This is a genomic window from Thermostichus sp. MS-CIW-36 (genome assembly GCF_054059035.1).
Genome location: NZ_JBSSBR010000002.1, coordinates 88,469 through 109,049, shown reverse-complemented (window position 1 = coordinate 109,049; position 20,581 = coordinate 88,469). Strand labels below are relative to the sequence as shown.

At 57.1% G+C, this 20,581-nt stretch carries 14 protein-coding genes, 2 tRNA genes and 1 pseudogene; 8 read left to right on the top strand and 9 right to left on the bottom strand.

Going from position 1 to position 20,581, the window contains the following annotated elements:
• The first annotated feature begins 75 nt into the window (after nt 1-75).
• Nucleotides 76-738 carry a hypothetical protein gene (locus tag ACVWVQ_RS01860; RefSeq protein WP_457506580.1) on the top strand — a complete coding sequence of 221 codons (663 nt, stop codon included), beginning with the start codon at nt 76-78 and terminating at the stop codon, nt 736-738.
• Nucleotides 739-826: 88 nt separating this feature from the next.
• Here the strand turns inward: ACVWVQ_RS01860 and ACVWVQ_RS01855 are convergent, their stop codons facing one another.
• A complete protein-coding gene (locus ACVWVQ_RS01855; RefSeq protein ID WP_414351871.1) occupies nt 827-1,069 on the bottom strand; it encodes a hypothetical protein in 243 nt (80 codons plus the stop codon).
• A gap of 170 nt (nt 1,070-1,239) precedes the next feature.
• On the opposite strand from ACVWVQ_RS01855, the gene pyk reads away from it, so the two are divergent.
• From pyk to dnaN, 4 genes are all read left to right on the top strand, one after another.
• Nucleotides 1,240-3,099, top strand: a complete 1,860-nt coding sequence (gene pyk / locus ACVWVQ_RS01850; RefSeq protein ID WP_457506672.1) for a pyruvate kinase — start codon at nt 1,240-1,242, stop codon at nt 3,097-3,099.
• A gap of 137 nt (nt 3,100-3,236) precedes the next feature.
• Nucleotides 3,237-3,467 (top strand): DUF4327 family protein, encoded by a 231-nt coding sequence (locus ACVWVQ_RS01845; protein ID WP_457465464.1) that lies wholly within the window; start codon nt 3,237-3,239, stop codon nt 3,465-3,467.
• A gap of 150 nt (nt 3,468-3,617) precedes the next feature.
• A complete protein-coding gene (locus tag ACVWVQ_RS01840; RefSeq protein WP_457506578.1) occupies nt 3,618-5,900 on the top strand; it encodes a RelA/SpoT family protein in 2,283 nt (760 codons plus the stop codon).
• Between the two features lie 798 nt (nt 5,901-6,698).
• The gene (gene dnaN, locus ACVWVQ_RS01835) at nt 6,699-8,018 is read left to right on the top strand and encodes a DNA polymerase III subunit beta (protein WP_457506670.1); all 1,320 of its coding nucleotides are present in this window, start codon (nt 6,699-6,701) and stop codon (nt 8,016-8,018) included.
• A 711-nt stretch (nt 8,019-8,729) separates the two neighbouring features.
• Here dnaN and queG read toward each other — a convergent pair.
• A complete protein-coding gene (gene queG / locus ACVWVQ_RS01830; protein ID WP_414417694.1) occupies nt 8,730-9,731 on the bottom strand; it encodes a tRNA epoxyqueuosine(34) reductase QueG in 1,002 nt (333 codons plus the stop codon).
• A 2-nt stretch (nt 9,732-9,733) separates the two neighbouring features.
• Nucleotides 9,734-11,149 carry an amidohydrolase gene (locus tag ACVWVQ_RS01825; RefSeq protein ID WP_457506576.1) on the bottom strand — a complete coding sequence of 472 codons (1,416 nt, stop codon included), beginning with the start codon at nt 11,147-11,149 and terminating at the stop codon, nt 9,734-9,736.
• A gap of 118 nt (nt 11,150-11,267) precedes the next feature.
• Between ACVWVQ_RS01825 and ACVWVQ_RS01820 the strand changes: the two are divergent.
• A pseudogene (locus ACVWVQ_RS01820) lies at nt 11,268-11,451 on the top strand (hypothetical protein); the annotation flags it as partial.
• Between the two features lie 199 nt (nt 11,452-11,650).
• Here ACVWVQ_RS01820 and tsf read toward each other — a convergent pair.
• Complete coding sequence (tsf, locus tag ACVWVQ_RS01815; protein WP_457387299.1) at nt 11,651-12,442, bottom strand: translation elongation factor Ts; 792 nt, start codon at nt 12,440-12,442, stop codon at nt 11,651-11,653.
• A 144-nt stretch (nt 12,443-12,586) separates the two neighbouring features.
• On the bottom strand, nt 12,587-13,381 hold the full coding sequence (rpsB, locus tag ACVWVQ_RS01810) for a 30S ribosomal protein S2 (RefSeq protein ID WP_414418796.1): 795 nt from the start codon (nt 13,379-13,381) through the stop codon (nt 12,587-12,589).
• Nucleotides 13,382-13,671: 290 nt separating this feature from the next.
• Between rpsB and ACVWVQ_RS01805 the strand changes: the two genes are divergently transcribed.
• Nucleotides 13,672-13,745 (top strand) — tRNA-Pro (locus ACVWVQ_RS01805).
• 227 nt (nt 13,746-13,972) lie between these two features.
• On the opposite strand, the gene ACVWVQ_RS01800 is transcribed toward ACVWVQ_RS01805, so the two are convergent.
• The 3 genes from ACVWVQ_RS01800 to ACVWVQ_RS01790 form a co-directional block, all read right to left on the bottom strand.
• Entirely contained in the window at nt 13,973-16,321 is a 2,349-nt protein-coding gene (locus ACVWVQ_RS01800) for an AAA family ATPase (RefSeq protein ID WP_457506573.1), read from the bottom strand.
• 92 nt (nt 16,322-16,413) lie between these two features.
• Complete coding sequence (locus ACVWVQ_RS01795) at nt 16,414-17,595, bottom strand: aldo/keto reductase (protein ID WP_414413599.1); 1,182 nt, start codon at nt 17,593-17,595, stop codon at nt 16,414-16,416.
• Between the two features lie 158 nt (nt 17,596-17,753).
• A tRNA-Asp gene (locus ACVWVQ_RS01790) sits at nt 17,754-17,827 on the bottom strand.
• A 49-nt stretch (nt 17,828-17,876) separates the two neighbouring features.
• Here ACVWVQ_RS01790 and ACVWVQ_RS01785 point away from each other — a divergent pair.
• The gene (locus ACVWVQ_RS01785; protein ID WP_011433137.1) at nt 17,877-18,380 is read left to right on the top strand and encodes a hypothetical protein; all 504 of its coding nucleotides are present in this window, start codon (nt 17,877-17,879) and stop codon (nt 18,378-18,380) included.
• A 262-nt stretch (nt 18,381-18,642) separates the two neighbouring features.
• Here the strand turns inward: ACVWVQ_RS01785 and ACVWVQ_RS01780 are convergent, their stop codons facing one another.
• Nucleotides 18,643-20,304, bottom strand: coding sequence for a protein kinase domain-containing protein (locus ACVWVQ_RS01780; protein WP_457506571.1), 1,662 nt, complete (start codon nt 20,302-20,304; stop codon nt 18,643-18,645).
• Nucleotides 20,305-20,581 lie beyond the last annotated feature (277 nt).

The following is a 20,581-nucleotide window of genomic DNA, read 5'->3' as shown; positions in this document are numbered from 1 at the left end:
GGCAGGGATCCTTTTGGAAATCTGCTCAGGTATTATGGGGATGGGCGCTGCAGTCTGTAAGCCGAGGGAGACGGTATGGGGTTGCTTATTTTTATCTTGTTTTTAGCTCTGGCTGCCGGGATCTTGGCTCTAGCCCTTTACCACGAAAAGAAACGTCGAGAAGCTCTGGAGCGGGTAGCTGCACAGCTAGGAATGCGCTTTTCTGCCCAGTTGCCTGAAGAGATTCGATCTCGCTTGTTGCAAGCAGGCTTTGGACTGTTTGAACGAGGCCATGGGCGGCGTTTCTATAATTCGATGTCCAAGCGGCTGATCGATGGCACTGAGATTACCGTTTTTGATTACCAATACACCCGCGGCAGTGGCAAGAGTTCTAGCACTTATCGCCAGTCCGTCTTCTACGCCTATCACGAGGATCTTCATCTGCCGCGTTTTCGGCTGCACCCCGAAAATGCCTTTTTCCACGGCATCGCCAAAGCCTTTGGCATGCAAGATATCAACTTCGAGAGCCACCCTAAGTTTTCTCGGAGCTATCTCTTGCGAGGACAGGATGAAGCTCAAGTTCGGCTACGTTTTCATCCCGGCGTCCTCAGTTTTTTGGAGCAATATCCCAACTATTGTGCCGAAGGGGCCGGCGCCCACCTCATTCTCTGGCAGAATGACCGACAGGTGAGTCCCGAAGAGATAGCAAAATGGATGCGCTTGGGGGAAGAGTTGACTCAACGGCTGCGGCGTAGGTAGCAGCAGAGCCTACGGCCCGCTGCCGCAAGCAGCTAACCTCAGCCTAAACCTCACCCCAAGAGGGTGCGCTGCAATCTCAAGAACCTCTCTACTGAGCGCCGAGGGCCGCCAACAAATCATCTGCCAACAACACCGCCGTATAGACCAAAGCCTGTCGTTGCTCAGGAGACAAATCGCCAACAGGAGTCTGGGGATTGCTCACGATACCCTGCAGTACTCTGCTGGCTATGTATTCCCGCTTGGAAACCCCTGGGCTGGAGATGGTGGGGTTATCCAGAGAGAACTTCTGATGGTGCTCGAAGGGGAAGGCGTATTCGGGGGCAACCGGCATCGCTCGACTCCAGATGGATCTCTACACTCTGCTTTGCCTATTTTCCCATCCTCTCTCGCTGGGGATTTTAAAAAAGCGGTGCCTCAAAAAAGACATAACGGGTTATCGTAATCAGAGAGATCCCTATGTGGGGGAAGGATCTGGGCTGCTCTCCCTTGGGAACAGTGGACATGCATTTGAGGGATTCTTTTCGACGCACCAAAATTGTTGCCACCATCGGCCCTGCCAGCTCAAATCCAGCCATTCTCAGGGAGATGATCCTGCAAGGGGCAACCACCCTTCGCCTCAACTTTTCCCATGGGGATCACGAGCTACACCGCCGCAGCATTCGCCTGATCCGCCAAACTTCGATGGATCTGGGCATCCAGGTCGCCATTTTGCAAGACCTGCAGGGGCCCAAAATCCGCCTGGGCAAGTTCGCCGAAGGCTCGATCACCCTCAAGGCAGGGGATCCCTTTGTGTTGACCAGCAAACCTGTCTTGGGATCCCAAGAGCGCAGCTGGGTCACCTACGACAAGCTGGCCCAAGAAGTGCCCGAAGGAGCGACGATCCTCATCGACGATGGTCGAGTGGAGATGCGGGTGGAAGCCGTGGATCCGGAAGCGGGCGAACTCTTCTGCCGCACCATTGTCGGGGGTACCCTCTCCAACAACAAGGGGGTCAATTTCCCCGGTGTGCGCCTGAGCATCCGCGCCGTGACTCCAAAAGACAAAGAAGATCTCTACTTCGGCCTCAACCAAGGGGTGGATTGGGTGGCCCTCAGCTTTGTGCGGGATCCCTCTGATGTGCTGGAGCTGCGGGAGCTCATTGCCTCAGCCAAACGGCCTTCTTCGGGCTCAGCCGACAAGCGGGTACCCATCATCGTCAAGATCGAGAAACACGAGGCCATTGAACAGCTGCCCCAGATTTTGGCCCTCAGCGACGGTGTGATGGTGGCGCGGGGAGATCTGGGGGTAGAGCTGCCTGCGGAAGAGGTGCCGATCCTGCAGAAGCGGGTGATCGCCCTGGCCAACTCCCTGGGGATCCCGGTGATTACGGCCACCCAAATGCTGGACAGCATGGTGCACAGCCCCCGACCCACCCGTGCCGAGATCTCCGATGTGGCCAACGCCATTTTGGATGGCACCGATGCCGTCATGCTCTCCAACGAGACGGCTGTGGGCAAATACCCTGTCGAGGCCGTTGCCACCATGGCCCGCATTGCCGTGCGCACCGAGCGCGATTACTTTGACCTGACCTCCGCCGACCGACGACAACGCCTTCGCGCCCTTGCCATGCAGGAGCTGAGCCAAAACAACGGCAACAGTCCTGCTGGAATGCGGCCCAAAACCCTGATCACCGACTCGATCAGCCGCGCCGTGGGGGAGATCGCCCAAGAGTTGGATGCTGTAGCCGTGATGACCCTGACCAAAACAGGGGCTACTGCTCGCAATGTCTCTAAGTTTCGCCCCCGCACTCCCATCCTAGCCGTAACCCCCCATGTGGAAGTGGCACGGCGGCTGCAGTTGGTTTGGGGGGTACATCCGCTGTTGGTTATGGATTTGGCCACCACCCGCCAGACCTTTCAAGCGGCCATCAGCTTGGCTCAGGAAGATGGCTTGCTCAAGGATGGCGACTTGGTGGTGCTCAGTGCAGGAACCCTGCCAGGGGTTGCGGGATCCACCGATCTGATCAAGGTGGATGTGGTGAAAGCGGTGGTGGCTCAAGGCAAAGGGTTTGGCAAAGGCATTGTCAGCGGCCCGGCCCGCATCTTGAGATCCAGCCTCGATGCCAGCAAAATCACCGCCGGAGACATTTTGGTTGCCCAATCCACCGACGCCAACTATGTGGAGGCGATCAAACAGGCAGCCGGCGTGATTACCGAAGAAGAGGGAGCCTCCTCTCATGCAGCAGTCATTGGCCTGCGACTGGGGGTGCCGGTGCTGGTGGGGGTCAAGGATGCTACCCGCTTAATCCGGGATGGATCTATCGTCACTCTGAACCCAGAAAAAGGCATAGTGACCGCAGGAGCCGATGGCTTGGGCTTTTAAGCGGGCCTTAAGGTTGCCTGCAATACAAACTTGTATCTCTTGCTACGAAACGAGACCCAGTTCTATGATGGGGGTAGCGAGGCAAGATTTTCCCGACCCCTCGGTGCGTCCCATCCATTCCACGTGTAGGTTAAGCTATGCCCACTTTACAAGCCACCCACTATGCGGTTGAGGCCATCCAGGAGGAAGCTCGTCGCCTTGTCCGGCAGGGGGTCTTGCGCCGCTCTGCAGCCATTGCCCACCTGCAACCCTTCTTCCCCCAGCGGGAGTGGCAGGCGATTGCCCAAGAGCTGGAGCTGCAAGACTACTGCCCCTCGGATCCTCTCTGCGATTTAATCGGCGACTGCGAGGAGTGGGGCGAAGACTAAGCCTCGATCTGCCGAGGATGGCAAGCGGTCGGCGTTGGCAGACAGCCAATGCTTCTTTCTATTCCACCCGTTTTTTCCCTCTTGATCTGTCGGCGGCTAAGCTGGATGAACTATAGTCAGTAATCAAACATCCCTTTTCGCCGGGTTCGCATGGGTCAGACGGCTGTCATTGCCACCTCAGATGGAGGTCTCGACCTGAATAGCCTCGGTTTTGAGGTGCCAGGGTGGCTGCGTGCTCTGCTTTCCGGTGCCGAGGATCCCGGCGATGGGTTGCGGCCCTACACGGCTGAAGAAGCCGATCTGCTGCGCCGTGCCTTTGAGTTTTCTTACTGTTTGCATCAGGGCCAAAAACGCAAATCAGGGGATCCCTACATTGCCCATCCGGTAGCCGTGGCCACTCTCCTGCGGGAGCTGGGGGGGGATGCGGTGACAGTGGCAGCCGGCCTTTTGCACGATGTTGTCGAAGATACAGAAGTTACTCTAGAGGCCCTGGAAGCCGAATTTGGCTCTGAAGTTCGCCTACTGGTAGAGGGGGTTACCAAACTCTCCAAGTTCAATTTCTCCAGCAAAACCGAGCAGCAAGCGGAAAATTTCCGCCGCATGTTCGTGGCCATGGCCAAAGACATTCGAGTCATCGTGGTCAAGCTGGCGGATCGCTTGCACAACATGCGCACGCTGCAGTATCTCTCCCCCAGCAAGCAACGGCAGACTGCAGCCGAAACAATGGAAATTTTCGCCCCTTTGGCCAACCGGCTGGGGATCTGGCACTTCAAATGGGAACTGGAGGACCTGGCTTTTAAGTATCTGGACTACGAGGCTTACCGGAAGATCCAGGAATTGGTCAATGCCAAGCGCGCCGAGCGAGAGGCAGAGATTCAAGCTTTTATTGAAGAGCTGCGGCAGAACCTTCTTCAAGCGGGGCTGGAACATTTCGAGATCAGCGGGCGGCCCAAACATTTGTACAGCATCTATCGCAAGATGCAGCAGCAGCGCAAAGAATTTCACGAGATTTACGATCTCTCAGCAGTTCGGGTAATCGTACATACCAACAGCGAGTGCTATCGGGTGCTGGCAGTCGTTCACAACTGCTTTCGCCCCATCCCCGGGCGTTTCAAAGACTACATTGGTCTGCCCAAGGCCAATCGTTACCAATCTTTGCATACGGCGGTGATTGGCCTGCAGGGACGACCGGTGGAGGTGCAGATCCGCACCGAAGAGATGCACCGCGTGGCTGAGTACGGGATCGCCGCCCACTGGAAGTACAAGGAGGCCGGCAGCACCACTGTCAAGCCCGACGAGGAGCGCTTCACCTGGCTGCGACAGCTGTTGGAGTGGCAAAACGACCTCAAAGATGACAAGGAGTATCTGGACACCCTTCGCGAGAACCTGTTTGAGAGCGAGGTTTACGTCTTTACGCCCAAGGGGGACTTGCTGGCTCTGCCCCAGGGATCCTGTCCGGTGGACTTCGCCTATCGCATCCACTCCGAAATTGGGGATCACTGTGCAGGAGCGCGGGTAAACAACAAGATCGTGCCTCTGGATACCCGCCTGCGCAACGGCGACATCGTGCAGATCATCACGCACAAAAATGCCCATCCCAGCCTGGACTGGATCAATTTCGTTGCCACCAGCTCTGCCCGCAATCGCATTCGCCAATGGTTTAAGCGCTCCAATCGCGAGCAAAACATCGCGCGGGGCCGGCATTTGCTGGAGCGGGAGCTGGGCAAAACGGGCTTTGATGCCCTGCTCAAATCAGAGCGGATGCAGAAGGTGGCCGAAAAGCTCAACTACGCCAGTGTAGAGGATTTGTTAGCCGCTCTGGGTTATGGTGAGACAACCCCCACGCTGGTGATCCATCGGCTGCAGGAGGTCAGCAAACCGGCAGTATCTGCTCCCACAGAGGAGGAATCGCTTGAGGGATCCAAGCTGTTGTTGCCGCAGGCTTCTGTGGCTTCCAGTTCCGTCAAATCCCAATCTCCCATTCTGGGGGTGGAGGGTCTGAAACACCAGTTGGCCAAGTGTTGTAATCCGCTGCCGGGGGATCCGATTTTGGGCGTAGTCACCCGCTTTAAGGGGATCAGCATCCATCACCGGGATTGCCCAAGGGTGGCTCAGGTTTCGGGGGAACGGCTGGTGCCGGTACGATGGAACGAAGAGCAACTGCGGCAGAGCGCCCAGATCTACCCGGTAGAACTGCATCTGGAGGTTATCGACCGCGTTGGGGTGCTGCGGGACATTCTTTCCCGTCTATCGGATCAAGGCATTAATGTTCGCAATGCCAAGGTACAAACTTTTGCCAACCGCACCGCCCTGATCGATCTCTGTATCGATGTACGTGATAAAAAACAGCTCACCCAGGTTCAAAGTCAACTGCGCCAGCTTTCTGACGTGATCGTGCTGCGCTCCCGCCATCACCAAAACGGATCCCGTTGACCTACGCCTGGCCCTTCGCGGGTACGGACTCTAGACCGCATCCCTATTGCGACTCGCTCCTGCAGCAGCCCAATTTTGGGTCAGGCGCTGTCCCATCCTCATCCTGACCTCCTTTGCCGCTTCTGGTGCGCAGAGCGCTTTCCCGCTCCTCTGGGGTCTTGCCAAAAATCCCGTGTCAGCTCACAGGTGGCCAGGCAAGGCCGACAAGCCCAGAGAAATATCCCAGGCTTCCTTCGATAGCCTGTGGAAAACCTGGGGAAATCCAGCGAAGCCCGCCCCAGCTCCGGTGGAATCCCCAGCCATATCTAGGGGGAAGGATTCACTACCTTAGGGGATCTCACACTGACTGTGCGTTAATTTTTATGAATTTGTCAGAAAACCATAACATTAGCCTGTGGAAAACCTGTGGAAAAACCTGGAAAATCTGTGGAAAACCTGTGGAAAAACCCCCCAAGTTATTAACAGGTATAAATACCCTGTGGAAAAGTGGCCAAGTTATCCACAGTTTTTCCACAGGTGGGGAATAGGCTCAAAAGCTCATGGCACAAGGTGTTGACGATCACTTTCCACAGTTTCCACAGCCCCTACTACTACTAGATCAAAAAATTAAATTAGGCAGGGATCGAAATTTCAGATCTGTCCTACGCGCGAGGCAAATTTTCCAAAACTTGTCTGCAAGGGCAGGGATCCAGTCGGGGCAGCCGGTGTAGGATGTGCATGTTCAGCCCTCAAGTGCCCCTGATGGTGCAAGCTCAACGTCCTGTGGATCGAGAATCGGAAACCGAGTCGTTCGCGCCGGTGTTGCGCAGCAGCAAGACTGCAGCTCCTCAGCGTGGGGAGGGATACCTTGACGGGGCCGTGGACTCGTCTCCGGAGGGTTTCAGCTTCACCTGCGAGCAAGCCGATCTCAGCCACCACCTCGCTTCCGTTGGACGGGCTGTGGCCAGCCGCCCCGCCCTGCCCGTTTTGGCCAACGTGTTGGTAGAGGTCGATGCGGAAACTCAACGGGTTGCCCTCACTGCCTTTGACTTGAACTTGTGCATTCGCAGCGAGTTCGAGGCTCAGGTCAAGGGATCCGGTCGCACCACCCTGCCGGCCAAGCTGCTCAGCGACATCGTCAGCCGTCTGCCCAGCGGCCCAGTGACTCTTGACGCGAGCAGCCAAGCCCAGGAGAGTGCCCCTGTGATTCTCATGTCGGCAGCCGGCCAGTACCAAGTGCGCAGCATGTCGGCTGAAGAGTACCCCACCCTACCGGAAATATCGCTCCGCACCACCGACGCAGATGGCGATTTTGTGGGGGAGGAAAGCCCAACAGCTCAGGCCCTGGAGCTGCCCATCGAGAGCCTGTTGCAAGGGATCGGCCAAACCCTTTTTGCGGCCTCTGGAGATGAGACCAAGCAGGTGCTCACAGGGGTGCATGTCAAGCTCTTGGCGGGGGATCCCCCTTGCCTGGAGTTTGCAGCCACCGATGGGCATCGTCTGGCGATGGTGCAGGTGGAGGCCGAAGGGATCCCGGTTGCGTCGGCCAATACGGGAATGGGGTTGGATTTCACCATTCCCGCTCGCACTTTGCGGGAGGTGGAGCGCATCCTCGGCACCCAGACCGCGGCCTCTACGGTGGAGCTGAGGTTTGACCGATCCCAGGTGCAGTTTGTCCTGCCCCCTCGCGCCGGCAAAACCCAGTGCCAACAGCGGATCACCAGCCGTCTCTTGGAGGGCCAATATCCCGACTACAACCGCCTAATTCCCAAGCAATTTGAGCGGCAGGTAACCCTGGAGCGTCGGCCCTTGATGGAGTCGCTGGAGCGGGTGGGAGTACTCGCTGCCCAAAGAAACGACATCGTCAAGTTCAATCTTTCTGCCGCAACCCAAACCCTGCGCATCAGCACCGAGGCGCCCGATGTAGGAAGTGGCGAGGAATCGTTGCCAGTGCAGATGTCTGGTCCTGACCTGGAGCTGGCCTTCAATGTGCGTTACCTGCTGGATGCCCTCAGGGTGTTTCATACGCAGCAGGTGAGCCTGGAGCTAAACGGCGCCACGCAGCCGGCCATCTGGAAGCCCCTTGGGGCAATGCGGCTCTGTTATTTGGTTATGCCGGTGCAGCTACGGGCTACCTAGTCTTAGGAGAGCTCCACCCAGCTCTAGTCCAAAACTCTCAAGATCATCTCAGTACAAATCTACAGTTGTTTGTACAAATCTACAGTTGTTTGCATTGCCCCCTCTCCCAGAGGGAAAGGAGCCAGGGATGGTCGCGGAAGCGGCGCCGAGCGTTCAGGGAGCATGCCTCTAACCCCCAAAACCCTGAACTTTGCTGAATTTACTGAGCTTTAGGCGGTTTGGCAAAAGTCATTGAGAGGGATATAGTAGACCAAGTTTCCCCCTGATCCTTGAGTCCACCGCAACGGTTGCCGGGAAGTGAAGGGGGAAAGCGCTCGGGGGGTATTCCTCAGGGCTTTGCGGGATACCGCCTTCCTGCTCAGAGATAGGCAGGATGCGATCGCTTCTTTCCTGAACCATGTTCAGGAGAGTTCAGCGTGAATGTATCAGTGTCCTAATCTAGCTTGAAGTGACCGTGTTTTAGGTGGGGCTACTGTGTTTGAGTCGATCCAGCTCAAACAAAGCGGTGGGTAAACTCCTGCACCAAGTCCACACGTCCTTTGCGCAAAACCGCTCCCACGAGAGCAAGACCATGGCGGCCCAGCACTGTGGCCTCAGAAAGAGGGTAGGGCATGTATGTTAGCTTGCGTCCCTGGCCCAGAGACAATAGCCCCACCATTTTCTGGCGCCGGCCTCGAGGCCGCAAGATCCTGCTAGGAAAGCGTATCCAAGTTAAGTAGAGGGGGCTTCCAAATCGTTGCTGCCAGCTGCAGAGCTGGAATTGCCTTCCAGGGCTGCTTGGGCGTTGCGGCGCAGGCGGTGGGCCTTGAGCCGGCGCAGGGCAGAGGCCGGAAACTTGTGGTCGAATTCCCGATCATCGATCCGGGCCAGCTCCTGGAGATCAGGGGCAACATTCCAAGAGTAGGGCTGAAAATCCGGGATCCGGCTGGGTTGGGCAAAGCGTTGGTTCCAAGGGCAGACCTCCTGGCAGATGTCACAGCCGGCCACCCAGTTGTGCAGGTTCTGGGCAATCTTGGCAGGGATCCGCTCGGCGTGGCTTTCTAGAGTGTGGTAGGCAACGCAGCGGCGGGAATCCACCACCCCTGGGCTGACGATGGCCTGCGTGGGGCAAGCCTCTAGGCAGCGGGTACAGGTGCCGCAGTGAGCGGTGTGGGGCTGGTCAGGGAGCAACGGCAGGGTGGTCAGGATCACTCCCAGAAACACCCAGGAGCCGTACTCGCGGGTGAGCAACAGGCTGTTTTTGCCGATCCAACCCAAGCCCGCCTGCATGGCCCAGGGCTTTTCCGCCACCGGGCCGGTATCGACATAGCATCGACCGCGGTAGTTCGGAAATTGCGCTTGCATCCAGAGGTGGAGCTGCTTCAGCCGCCGCCCCAACACGCGGTGATAATCTCGACCCCAAGCGTAGCGGGAGATCTTGCCTTTGCCGGGATCCTGGCTGTGGCGGATGGGGGTGTAGTAATTCAAAGCCACACAGACCAACGACTGCACCCCCGGCAGCACCTGCTTTGGATCCATTCGCCTAGGATCCTCCATCCAGGCCATGTCGGCGGCCATGCCCGCAGCCAGCCAAGCTTGCAGGCCCCGCAAGTCGGGGGGATCCTCTATGCTGGCAATGCCGACTTTGTCAAAACCCAGGGCCAGGGCCTGTCGTTTCACCTGCGCAGTGGCTCTGGCCCAGTCGACCTCTGAACCCGCAGGGATCCCTGCCATGGCTATGCCGGCAAACCCATCACGCGGCGGTAGCGGGCCTCCAGCTGTGCCACCTGCTGGGATCGGCGGAAGGGATCCCAGGTGCTGTGGGCAAACAGATCCTGCCGCAGCTTGGCCACATCCACCGTCGTCACGGCTCCGCCGGACACCACCTGTTTTCCTCGCACCCAAACGCTATGCACTGCCTGGGTGGGCCGACCCAACACCAGCAGCCCAATGGGATCGGTACGGGGCAACAGCGACAGTTGGGTGAGATCGTACAGCACCAGATCCGCTTGCTTGCCCACTTCCAGGGATCCCATCTGATCCCCCAGGCCCAAGCCGATTGCCCCACCTCGGGCTGCCATCTCGATGCTCTCGCGGGGAGAAATCCAGTGGCGGTAGTCGGGATCCGTGATGTTGTGAAGGATGGTGCCGATTTTGATGGCCTCTAGCAAATCCTGCGAATCGTTGCTGGCGGATCCATCGCAGCCAAAGGCCACGTTCACCCCTGCCCGGCGGTATTTCAAGATGGGGGCAATGCCGCTGCCTAGGCGCAGGTTGCTCAAGGGGTTGTGAACAACCGTAGAGCCGGTACGGGCCAAGATCTCGATATCGGCATCGCTGAGCCAGACGCAGTGAGCCAGGGAAGTTCTCTGGTCTAGGTAGCCCAAGCGCTCCAGATGCTCCACAGCACTACAGCCGTACTTTTCCTGGGCCAACATCTGCTGGGCGCGGGTTTCCAACAGGTGGGCGTGGCGGGGTAGGTCATACTTCTGGCTTAACTCCGCACAGCCCTTGAACAGCTCGTCTGAGCACAGTTGGATCCCTGTGGGAGCCACCATGAGGGTAATGCCCTCTTCTGGCCGGTGAAAGCGCTGCACCGCCTCTTCCACAATGGCCAGCACCTCTGCTGTGGAGAGGGGATAGGTTTCCGGCTCCCGATCCCAAGAGGAGCTGCTGGGCAACCCCCGAGAGAGAGCCTGATCCTGGATCAAGGGGCCCACGAAGGCGCGGATCCCGACTTCTCGGTAGGCCCGTACCGCCGCCTCAATGGTGGCCAACTCTTGGCCTGGGATCAACACCAGATGATCCACCACCGAGGTGCCCCCCGTCAGCAGGGTTTCCACCGCCGTCCCCAGCGCGCTGAGATAGATTTTTTCCGGATCCGGCGGCGCATACTCGTGCAGTTGTGCCAGCCACAGCTCCAGCGGATAGGGCGGTATGATCCCTCGTTGCCACATTTCGGGAGAATGGGTGTGGGCATTGACAAAGCCCGGCAGCAAGAGTTGGTTACTGGCATCCAGTTCCAGGCTGTCTGCGCCCGTTGCGGGTAACCCTCTGCCTATGGCAGCAATCCGTTCCCCCTCGATTCGCACATCTGCGGTTTCGTAGCCGGTGGCGGTGGGAATTAACGCATTGCGCAAGATAAAACTCATGCCCGGGATCCAAAAAGGCCGTCTGCTACCTTAGCGTGCTGGAGTTAACCCTGCCAAGGCGGGAGCATGACTCTAGTCAATAATAAGCTCAACTATACTGAAAATAATGTATAATATGTTCAGTACGGATTACTACCAGTTGATCTTTCTGTTTACTTTCGAGTCTGCCAACATGGTAGCCAAAGCAAAGCAGAAAATTGGTAGTAAGACGACACGGAAACTGCGCTTTGGGTATTCTACTCAAAGCTTTGCGGGGTACCGCCATTCTGTTTGGAAACAAACAGAATGCTATCGCTGCATAGTTGAACAGTGATGTTCAGCAGTGTTCAGCGTAAATGTATCAGGATCAGAACATTTGCATGCATAACCTAGCCTTTCCCCCAAGGGATACCCAAGCGTAGTGGTTATAGAACTGCCGACATAGAGGTGCCCACACTCTCCATAAGGCAGTTTCAACGCCTCTGCACCGCCGACATGGCCCTACAGCTCAGCCTTGACCGGCTATTTCTTTTTCTTGGCGGAGCCTTTTTTGGCCGGCTTGCTCTCGGCAGCAGGGGCCGGTTCTGGGGCAGGTTCTTCAGGAGGAGCGGGTGGAGTCTCTTCCACTTTGGGGGCCTCTGCCGGCTTGAGACCGGCTTGAGCGGCAACCTCAGCAGCAAAATCCACTTCCTCTTTCTCGATCCCCTCTCCCAGGACAAAGCGCACAAACCGCCGCACCCGAATGTTTTCCCCCAGTTTGGCAATGTGCTGCTTGACCAATTCCTCCACCGTGATCGAGGAATCTTTAATAAAGGGTTGATCCAACAGGGATAACTCTTTCAGGCGCTTTTCGATGCGACCTTGCACGATCTTCTCGCGTATGTTCTCCGGCTTATTGGCCAGATCTTCTTTGCCCATTTCAATGGCTTTTTCCCGCTCCACCACTTCAGCAGGGATCTGGTCAACGCTGACGTATTCTACGTTTTGGCAGGCGGCAATCTGCTTGGCGATGTCTTGCACCAATTTCTTGAAATCTTCGTTGCGGGCCACGAAGTCCGTCTCGCAGTTCACTTCTACCAACACCCCAATTCGATTGCCGAAGTGGATGTAGCTGTCAACTGCCCCCTCTGCCGCGACGCGACTGGCCTTTTTGGCTGCCCCTGCCAACCCTTTCTGTCGCAGCCAGGTGATGGCTTTCTCCATATCGCCACCGGAATCTTCCAGGGCTTTTTTGCAGTCCATCATGCCTGCGCCCGTCTTTTCGCGCAGCTCTTTGACCAGTTTGGCATCAATGCTCATGAGGGCTCCTCGAATGAAAGAACGGGAAGAATGTGGCGGGATATGAGTGAGAATGAGCGGGCTTCAGTAGAATTGTAAACCTAGATTTCAAGAATACACGCCTCTGGATAGGGAACAGGCAGGGAAGTGCCCGGATTGCACGGGATCCCTGCCCTCGGTCTAGCCTTCCTCGGCTTCTCCTTCTTCTTCGTCCTCCATGTCTTCCAGAATGTCGTCGTCCAGATCCATCGCCCCTTCGTAGTCGTACTCATCCTCTTCAACGGTGTCGAGCTGCCCATGCCGCCCTTCGTAGATGGCATCCGCCAACTTGCCTACAATCAGCTTAATCGCTCGGATGGCATCGTCGTTAGAGGGGATAAAGATATCGCTGAGATCGGGGTCGCAGTTGGTGTCCAGGAGTGAGATGATCGGGATGTTAAGCCTGATACATTCTTGAACGGCGTTGGCCTCCCGCCGCTGATCGACGATGATCACCGCATCGGGGAGCTTGCGCATCGTTTTAATGCCGCCTAAGTACTTTTCCAACCTGGCCAACTCTCGCCGCAGACGGCTGGCCTCTTGTTTGGGCAGGCGATCCAGAAGACCGCTGCTCTCCATCTCCTCAATTTCTTTGAGGCGGTCGATGCGGGTTTTGATGGTGGCCCAGTTGGTGAGCATACCCCCCAACCAGCGCTGGTTGACATAGTAGCTGCCACAGCGACGAGCCTCTTGAGCGATGATCCCAGCAGCTTGCCGTTTGGTGCCCACAAACAGGAAGCGCCAACCCCTGTCAGCAGCATCCCGCACATACTCGTAGGCTTCGTTCAGATAGCGGGCCGTCTGCACCAAATCGATAATGTGGATGCCGTTCCGCTCGGTAAAGATGTAGGGCCGCATTTTCGGGTTCCAGCGGCTGGCCTTGTGGCCGAAGTGAACCCCTGCCTCCAACAGTTGAGGCAAACTGACTACGCTCATGAGTTTTTCCTCTCCTACGGGTTAGCCTCCGCCCGAACGGATCCCAGTTACGGCCTTCCCGCCGGTTACCTGCACAGAGCGCTCTACCCCCATTGGCAAGGAACTCAGGAGCTGTTGCAGCAAACCGCGAAAGGGCTGTAAGGACACCCGGTAGTTCAGGCGTGCGATTTCTTAACGGCTTAACTAAGCTAGCATGTTTTCCACGGGATCCCGCAGCTTGGGGTTAACTCTGGCCGCGATCCGATGCTAGACTAGCTAGGCACTTCATGGGCTTCTACCCGTAAGTGCGTCGGGGCGTAGCGCAGCTTGGTAGCGCACCACTTTGGGGTAGTGGGGGTCGTGGGTTCAAATCCCGCCGCTCCGATACTGAGTAATCAGGGGAGGGCTTGAGCCGGACAAAGCCCACTATGCCGGAAACTTTGAGGTACTTTGGCTCCGCTGTCAATCCCTTGCCATTGGCTCCGTTGATCGGCAGCCTTAAGAATCAGGTCACAAGCTTGGCCGGACAATATGGGATCCCGGTTTTACGGTGCTGGATCCCGATGCGGAGCCGACCTTGAACAACATGGGGTTTCGACGGATCTGGAGCGCTTAATCACGGCCCAGGATCCAGGCAATAAGGGGGGGATCCCTGTGGTCAAGATAATACCGAACGGCTTGGGTCAGGTCGATTTCCAGGTCGCGGTTTTGGATGTCGGTGATCATTCTGTACATCAGCTCCAGGTGAATGCGATCCTCTTTGGTGAGCAGCTTATACTTGCCATTAGGGCTGTTGTTGAGGGCAGCCAAGGCCTCTTTGGTGGCGGTAGCCTTTTTGGAAGGAGGCTTAAGGCGGGCATCCCGTAGCAAAAGAAACTGAAGCTCAGGGTGAGCAATCACCAATTGGTTGAAGTTATTGAGCTGTCCATACATGCTGCTGGGACCCACTTGGATAAAGGCGATCACCCGCTTTTGGCTGGGGAAATAGAGGTGATCTGGAAGCTTGCATTTGCCCAGCTTCAGGGCACTCATGGGGACAGGACGGATCCCTTGCAGGGCATTGACGATGGTGCGCAATTTGCCGATATCAGCTGTGCTGTCCATAATCGCCTCTTGGGGATAGCTGGCACGAAGCTGGGCCTCGGTATCACGGAGGTAGGGTTCCAAGACTTCGGCAGGATCCTCAGAGAGGCTGGGTGGCTGGAGAGGCGGAGCTACAGCAAGGAGACTCTGGGCAGGAAGAAGGGGGATGAGCAGTTGTTTGAGGGTTTGCAGCTCAGTTTCGAGCCGCTGGACACGGGCGGCTAGATTGCTGGCAGTGGGTACAACTTGCACCTGGGGAGGGAGAGGGATCCCGTTGATGTAGTGGCGATAGTAGGCTGAGGCCCGGTTGAGAATGGCGCGGATGGAGGGTTGGCTGAGGATATCGCTGAGGTCATCGGCGGTAAAGAGAGCTTGGAGGTGGATCCCTGAGGGCAGACGGGTTTGCAGAAGGGTTTGAAGCTGGGGAGCAGGTGGGGGATCCAGAGAGAGAACGGTTTGGGAGAGGCGATCGACGGTAGCCCGGTCAAATTGGGTTTGGAAATGTTGCCAACGGTCGGGGAACAGATTAAGGATAAACAGACTGTTGGGAATACGGGTAAAAAGCTCTTTCAGGGCATCGCCCAAGTTGAGGAGGATATCTCGATTTTCTTCTCGGCCCAAAGCTTCCAATTGGTCAAAGACAATAATGAGAGGTCGGTCAAGCAGCGAGAGCCTACCGATGACTTTCATTCCTTCTAGAGCAAAGGTGTTGCGGTCGAGATCTGCACTCCAGGGGGGCAACCCAATCAAGCCGGTATCCTCGGGATCCAGGTCGGTACCGCTGAGCCAGCGGATGATCTGTTGACGGCGGTTGGGATCCCTGTAGCTGCAGTATTTGATGATGCCCTTGAGAATGTTTTCGGTGGAACCGGTGAGAAAGTTTTGCTCTGCCCACCAGCGCAGAACCTGTTTTTCAATGGCTTGCCATTGTTGACGACGACGCTCGGTGCCTTCTGCTCCCAGGCGATGAAAGAGGTTGAGGGGATCCGCCGTGAGAAGGGAGAGAAGCTCTTCAGTTTTTGAGGTTTGGGGGAAGGTTTTCAAGATTTCCACAAAGCTCTTGGCAATCAAGTAGTCGAGCTGGGTGTGGTGATGGGCATCTACCCGTTCGCGCAGGGATTCCAGGGTGTGGCTGTAGATGTGGTGGTAGATGTTGTCGGGATGGGTGGGCTGAGGGATAAACAGGAGACGGTTGTGGCGCAGGAGGTTTTGGGCCACCCGCATGATCAGGTGGGTCTTGCCGGATCCAGGTTCTCCCAGTAAGACAACCCCTCGGCTCTGGTGGTTGGGATCCCGTTGGATGTCCTGTAGGGTGGCAGTGAGCTGCTGGTACTGAGGCTGATAGATGGTGGTCTCGTCGGGATAATGCTGAAAGGGATTGTCAACTCTGCTGTTGGCGAAAGGATTGGGAACATTCTGGGCTTTGAGCTGAGCGTGGGTGAGGTGGCGATAGAGGTGGTAGGTAAAGAGGGCATCGTAGCTGGCGTCGTGGGCCAGTTTGGAGTTGAAATAGCCGCTCTCCAGTTGGATACTAAGATGTTTGCTAAGATACTCTAGACTGTAGCTGGGGAGGTTGGGGAAACATTCCTTGGCAGCTAGCCAAGTGCAAAAAACGGGGTTAGAAAGCCACTCTTGGTTAGCTTGCTCAAAGGCTTGTTTAAGGATTTTTAGGTCTTGCTCTGCGTGGTGGAAAACAAGAGTCTTGCCTTGTGCCAAGCGCCGCAGGTCAGCAACGATTTGGGCCAAAGGTTTGGGCTGGGGGTGGTGGGGCGAGTATTCTTGGGTGTAGGCATGGTAAATAAGCTTGCCGCTGCTATCGATAAGGGCGATTTCTTTGAGGTTGGGGTTGCCCTCGGTGTCGATAACCAAGTAGCTCATGGAGGGGCGGGATCCCGTGATGCTAATGTGCTCAATATCTCAGTGTAATTCCACCGGATCTCGACCGTCAAACGGGGGGATCCCTGAGCAAGCTAGCTCTGAGATAGGCGCTTCACCTCAGCTCCAGAGAGCAGGCGATGGGCTTCTTGCAACAAAGCCGGGATCCGGTCGCGGTGGGGGCTGTGGATAAGATAAGGTCGCAGGGCTTCGGCATCCACCTTGTCTGCCCGCTGGCCGGGGAGCCAACTGCCGGCATTGCCCAACAGGTTGTAACGGCTCTTGGCATAGTCCACTAAGTCATAGGCCAAGACCAAATTGCGCAGCAGCAGAATAAACGGGATATTCACCTGTCCGGGGGTTTGGTCGTAGCGAGGCAGGCCCTGGTGCCAAGTTTTGGCGTAGTGCTCTCCCACCTTCTCGATCAAAGCTTGCTCTAGGCGGGCCAGGATCGGCGGCAACAGCTCATCAGCCCGATCCAATAACTCCACCGCCTGCAGGTGCTCATCAAAATCGCTGGGTCGGGCCGCCCCAATGCTGAGGGTGTGAACCTGGGGATGGGACAGACAGAACAGGTCGTTGAAGACCATCGGGCTGAGGGGTTGGCACAACTGCACCAGCTTGGCGGGCGGATCGTAAAGCTTGCCCCCCTTATCCGAGGGACTGATGATGAATACCCCCATATCCTGCTGGGCGGCAGCCTCAATGGCGGGCCAGTTGGTTTGGTTGACAAAGTACCAGTGTAGGTTGACGTAATCAAAGCCCCCTGACCGTATGGCTTCCACGATCAACTCCGTCGGCCCATGGGTGGAGAAGCCGACAAAACGCACCCGCCCCTGCCGTACCAGGCGCTGACACACCTCCAGACACCCCCCTGGACGCAGGCTGTGCTCCAAGTCTTCCCAGGTATTCAACCCGTGGATGGCCAGCAGATCCACATAATCGAGGTTCAAGTAGCTCATCGATTGCTCGAACTTGGCCAGGAACTGCTGCGGGTCGGCGCTGGGGCCAATTTTCGTCTGCACAATCAGATCTTGCCGGGGAAAGAGCGGCAAAATGCGGCCCAACTGCATTTCAGAAGTGCCATAGCCGCGGGCAGTTTCGATGTGGTTGATGCCCACCTCCAAGGCCCGGCGAATCGTCGCCTCCAGGTTCTGCTGGCTTGCCGCTGGGATCCCTGACCAAGGAGTATCTTGCCAACTGTGTTGATAGCGCATGCCACCACAGCTCAGCACGGGCATAGACAGCTCGGTACGCCCAAATCTGCGATACTGCATGGTTTTTCCCCTGGACTAAGCCCCATTTTAGAGTGGCCCCACCGCCGAAGCTTAAACCCCAGGCCAACCGCGTTGCGCAACAGTCTCCATCAGAAATCAGATCAGCCTGGAGATATGAGGCTGCAGGGGAGCGACTAAGCTAGAGTGTTTTAGGAGTACGGGGCTGACGGGGCTCGAACCCGCAACTTCCGCCGTGACAGGGCGGTGCTCTAACCAATTGAACTACAGCCCCAATCGCTGCGAATATCTATTCTGGATGTGGACGAGGATTGTTGTCAATCATGGTGGTTAGTCTGGCAGCACAGGCCGCAACCCTTGTGGATACCGCTCCGCAAAATGGGATCCCAACGGCGGCGATGCAACAGGTGGCGGATGTGCTCACTCAGGTGGCCCAACACCTGGATCACCTGCAATACACCACCTTGCGCTACCCCGATGGCGGCTGGCTGACGGTGCGGGTGGTCGAGGATCCTGCTGCTGGCGACTCATCCTCAGAGGGATCCCAGCCGACGACCCATCTGTGGATCCCGGCCTTCGGCCACCTGGAAGATGCCCACACCACGCTGGCAGAGCTTAAGGATCGAGCGCCGGAGCTGGAGACCGCTTCTTTTGGGGTTTTGGAGCTGTTGTTCTTGGCGTTGGGCCTTTCTCGGGCCGATGGTATTGTCTTTTACGACCAAGCTGGGGATCGGCAACAGGGCAAAACCGTAGCCTGCCGAGCTCTGACGGAACAGGTCAACCGGTCTCTTCGCAGATGGGCTTCCCCACCCCCTTCGATGGCTTGATCTTTGATCTCTTGTTTATAGTCACCTCGATTCAAACCAGGACACTGTGCCCACACTAAGACGTCGGTCGCGTCTTCGCGTCAGCGTTGCGGAGCAATGGCATTGCGGGGCAGTAATGCGGAGGGACAGGAGGCTTTTCAAGGACTCCGTCCCGCCGGCGCGAGCAGTAGCCCAGACGTCTCATCCTAACCTGAAACAACTATAAAACTATTAAATCGCAACGCAAAATTCCAGATCCGCCAGATCCGCAGTCCGCCCTGCGTCAGCTCAAAATGGCCCCCTGTCGGCGGGCAAACTTCCGCAGCTTCTCGTCCATCCGTGCCCCCCGCAGATCTGCTTTGCAAAAGTTGGTAAAGCGCTTGCTCTTTTCTTCTGGGTATCGAGCCAAACGAACCCCACCGGCCATCGACCAGATCACCGAGCTGGCCACCACCAAGGCGATCCCAGCCGCTCCTAACGCATAAACCAAATTGCCCGTGGTCAGGCGGACAAGCAAAAAGGCCAGGATCCCTGAGCCCAGCAGCCCCCCCAAGCCTGTCAGGATCCCTCCCAATGTTTTGGCCGATCCAGACAGTTGGCTCAAAACCCGTAGCCAATGGGGTTGAGGGGTGTTGAAGAGGATGCCGCGCAGATCCGCCCCCTGCAAGTTGGCCCCTGAGAAATCGGCCCCCCGCAGATCGGCCTGGCGCAAGTCATAGCCGGCTAGGTTTTGGTTGGCAAAGGACTTTCCCCGCAGATCCGCTCCCGCCATGGAAGGGATCCGCGGTGGGGTAGCCGGCTTGATCCGTCCGCTGCCTGTGATGCTACTGGCTCGGCCCAGTTGGGTGAAACCGGTGGTGCTCCCCCACTCAGAGGGGATGGATAGCGGGCTGCTGGCTGTCATTCCCCCTGCGGTGGACGGAGGGAGGGGTGTGGGCACGAAACCACCCGAGCGGCGCTTGGCCCAGTAGCCGGAGATCACCGATGTGCTGGGATTGGCAGACAGGGGGGAGTTGGGCAACACAATCGGCTGAGAGATCGGGCCGCCTGCCTCTTCCACCGGGATCCCTTGCAACGCCCGCAAGACCTCGGTGGCGGTGGCAAAGCGCTGATTGATGGCCGGCTGCAACATGCGGTGCAGAATGGCGTCGAATTCAGGGCTAAGCTGCAGTTCATCCGACCAATCCCACTGTCCCGTTTCATGGTTATAAAACTTGGCCGGAGATTCCAACGTCATCAAGTTGATGCAGGTGGCAGCCAAGGCATAGAGATCGCTAGAGGGACCGACCGCCTGGCCGGCTACTTGCTCCGGGGGAGAAAAGCCAAGGGAGCGGATTGCTGTCACTTCTGCCGCCTGCTCCTGGGCTGGCCCCAGTTCCTTTACGGCCCCAAAGTCGATCAGCACCAGCCGCTGATCCTCTTTGCGGCGAATGAGGTTGGCAGGTTTAATGTCTCGGTGAACCGTGTTTTGGCTGTGGACATAGCTGAGGATCAGCAGCACCTCCTGCATCACCTGCCGGGTTTGTTCTTCGGAGAAGGGCCCATTGCGACGCATTTCTTGGGAGAGGGTGGTGCCCTGGATAAATTCCTGCACCAAGTAGAACTTGCCGCCTTCCTGAAAGTGGGCGTAGAGCTTGGGGATCTGCGAATGTTCGCCCAGGCGCTCCAACACTTGGGCCTCGCGATTGAAGAGCTCCTCCGCCAGCTTGGCCAGTTGCGGGGATCCCTCGACCGGGCGCAACTGCTTGATCACCCGCCAAGGTTTGGAGGGCATGTCCTCATCCCGCGCCAAAAAGGTAGAGCCAAATCCCCCCTGGCCGATGCGCTTGAAGGCCCGGTAGCGATTGCGCAGCAGGAGGGGATGGCCACAGGAGACACAGGTAGAAGCGTCCGCCGGGTTTTCCGGTTGCAAACAGGCAGGGTTAAGGCAGTAGCAAGTGGGCATACCAGTTTGGGGTTACCGGCTGGCGATCCGGACAACCGAGACGGAGCCAAGAAGTCGGCAGGCAAGTTGTGAGAGATACATACAGGTTAGACCAAGAAGAAACAAATCTTGCACAACTGCCTCAGATAGGCTGATCTTAGCGTCTGCCCGCCCTGAGGTTAATCGGACAAATCGCTTAGGTTTTCGGCGGATGGGGTTTGGTGGAACAGAGGAGAACAACAAGGGCTGGACTGCCCTGCAGAGGGAAAACTTAGAATTGATGAATACAGCCATCTTC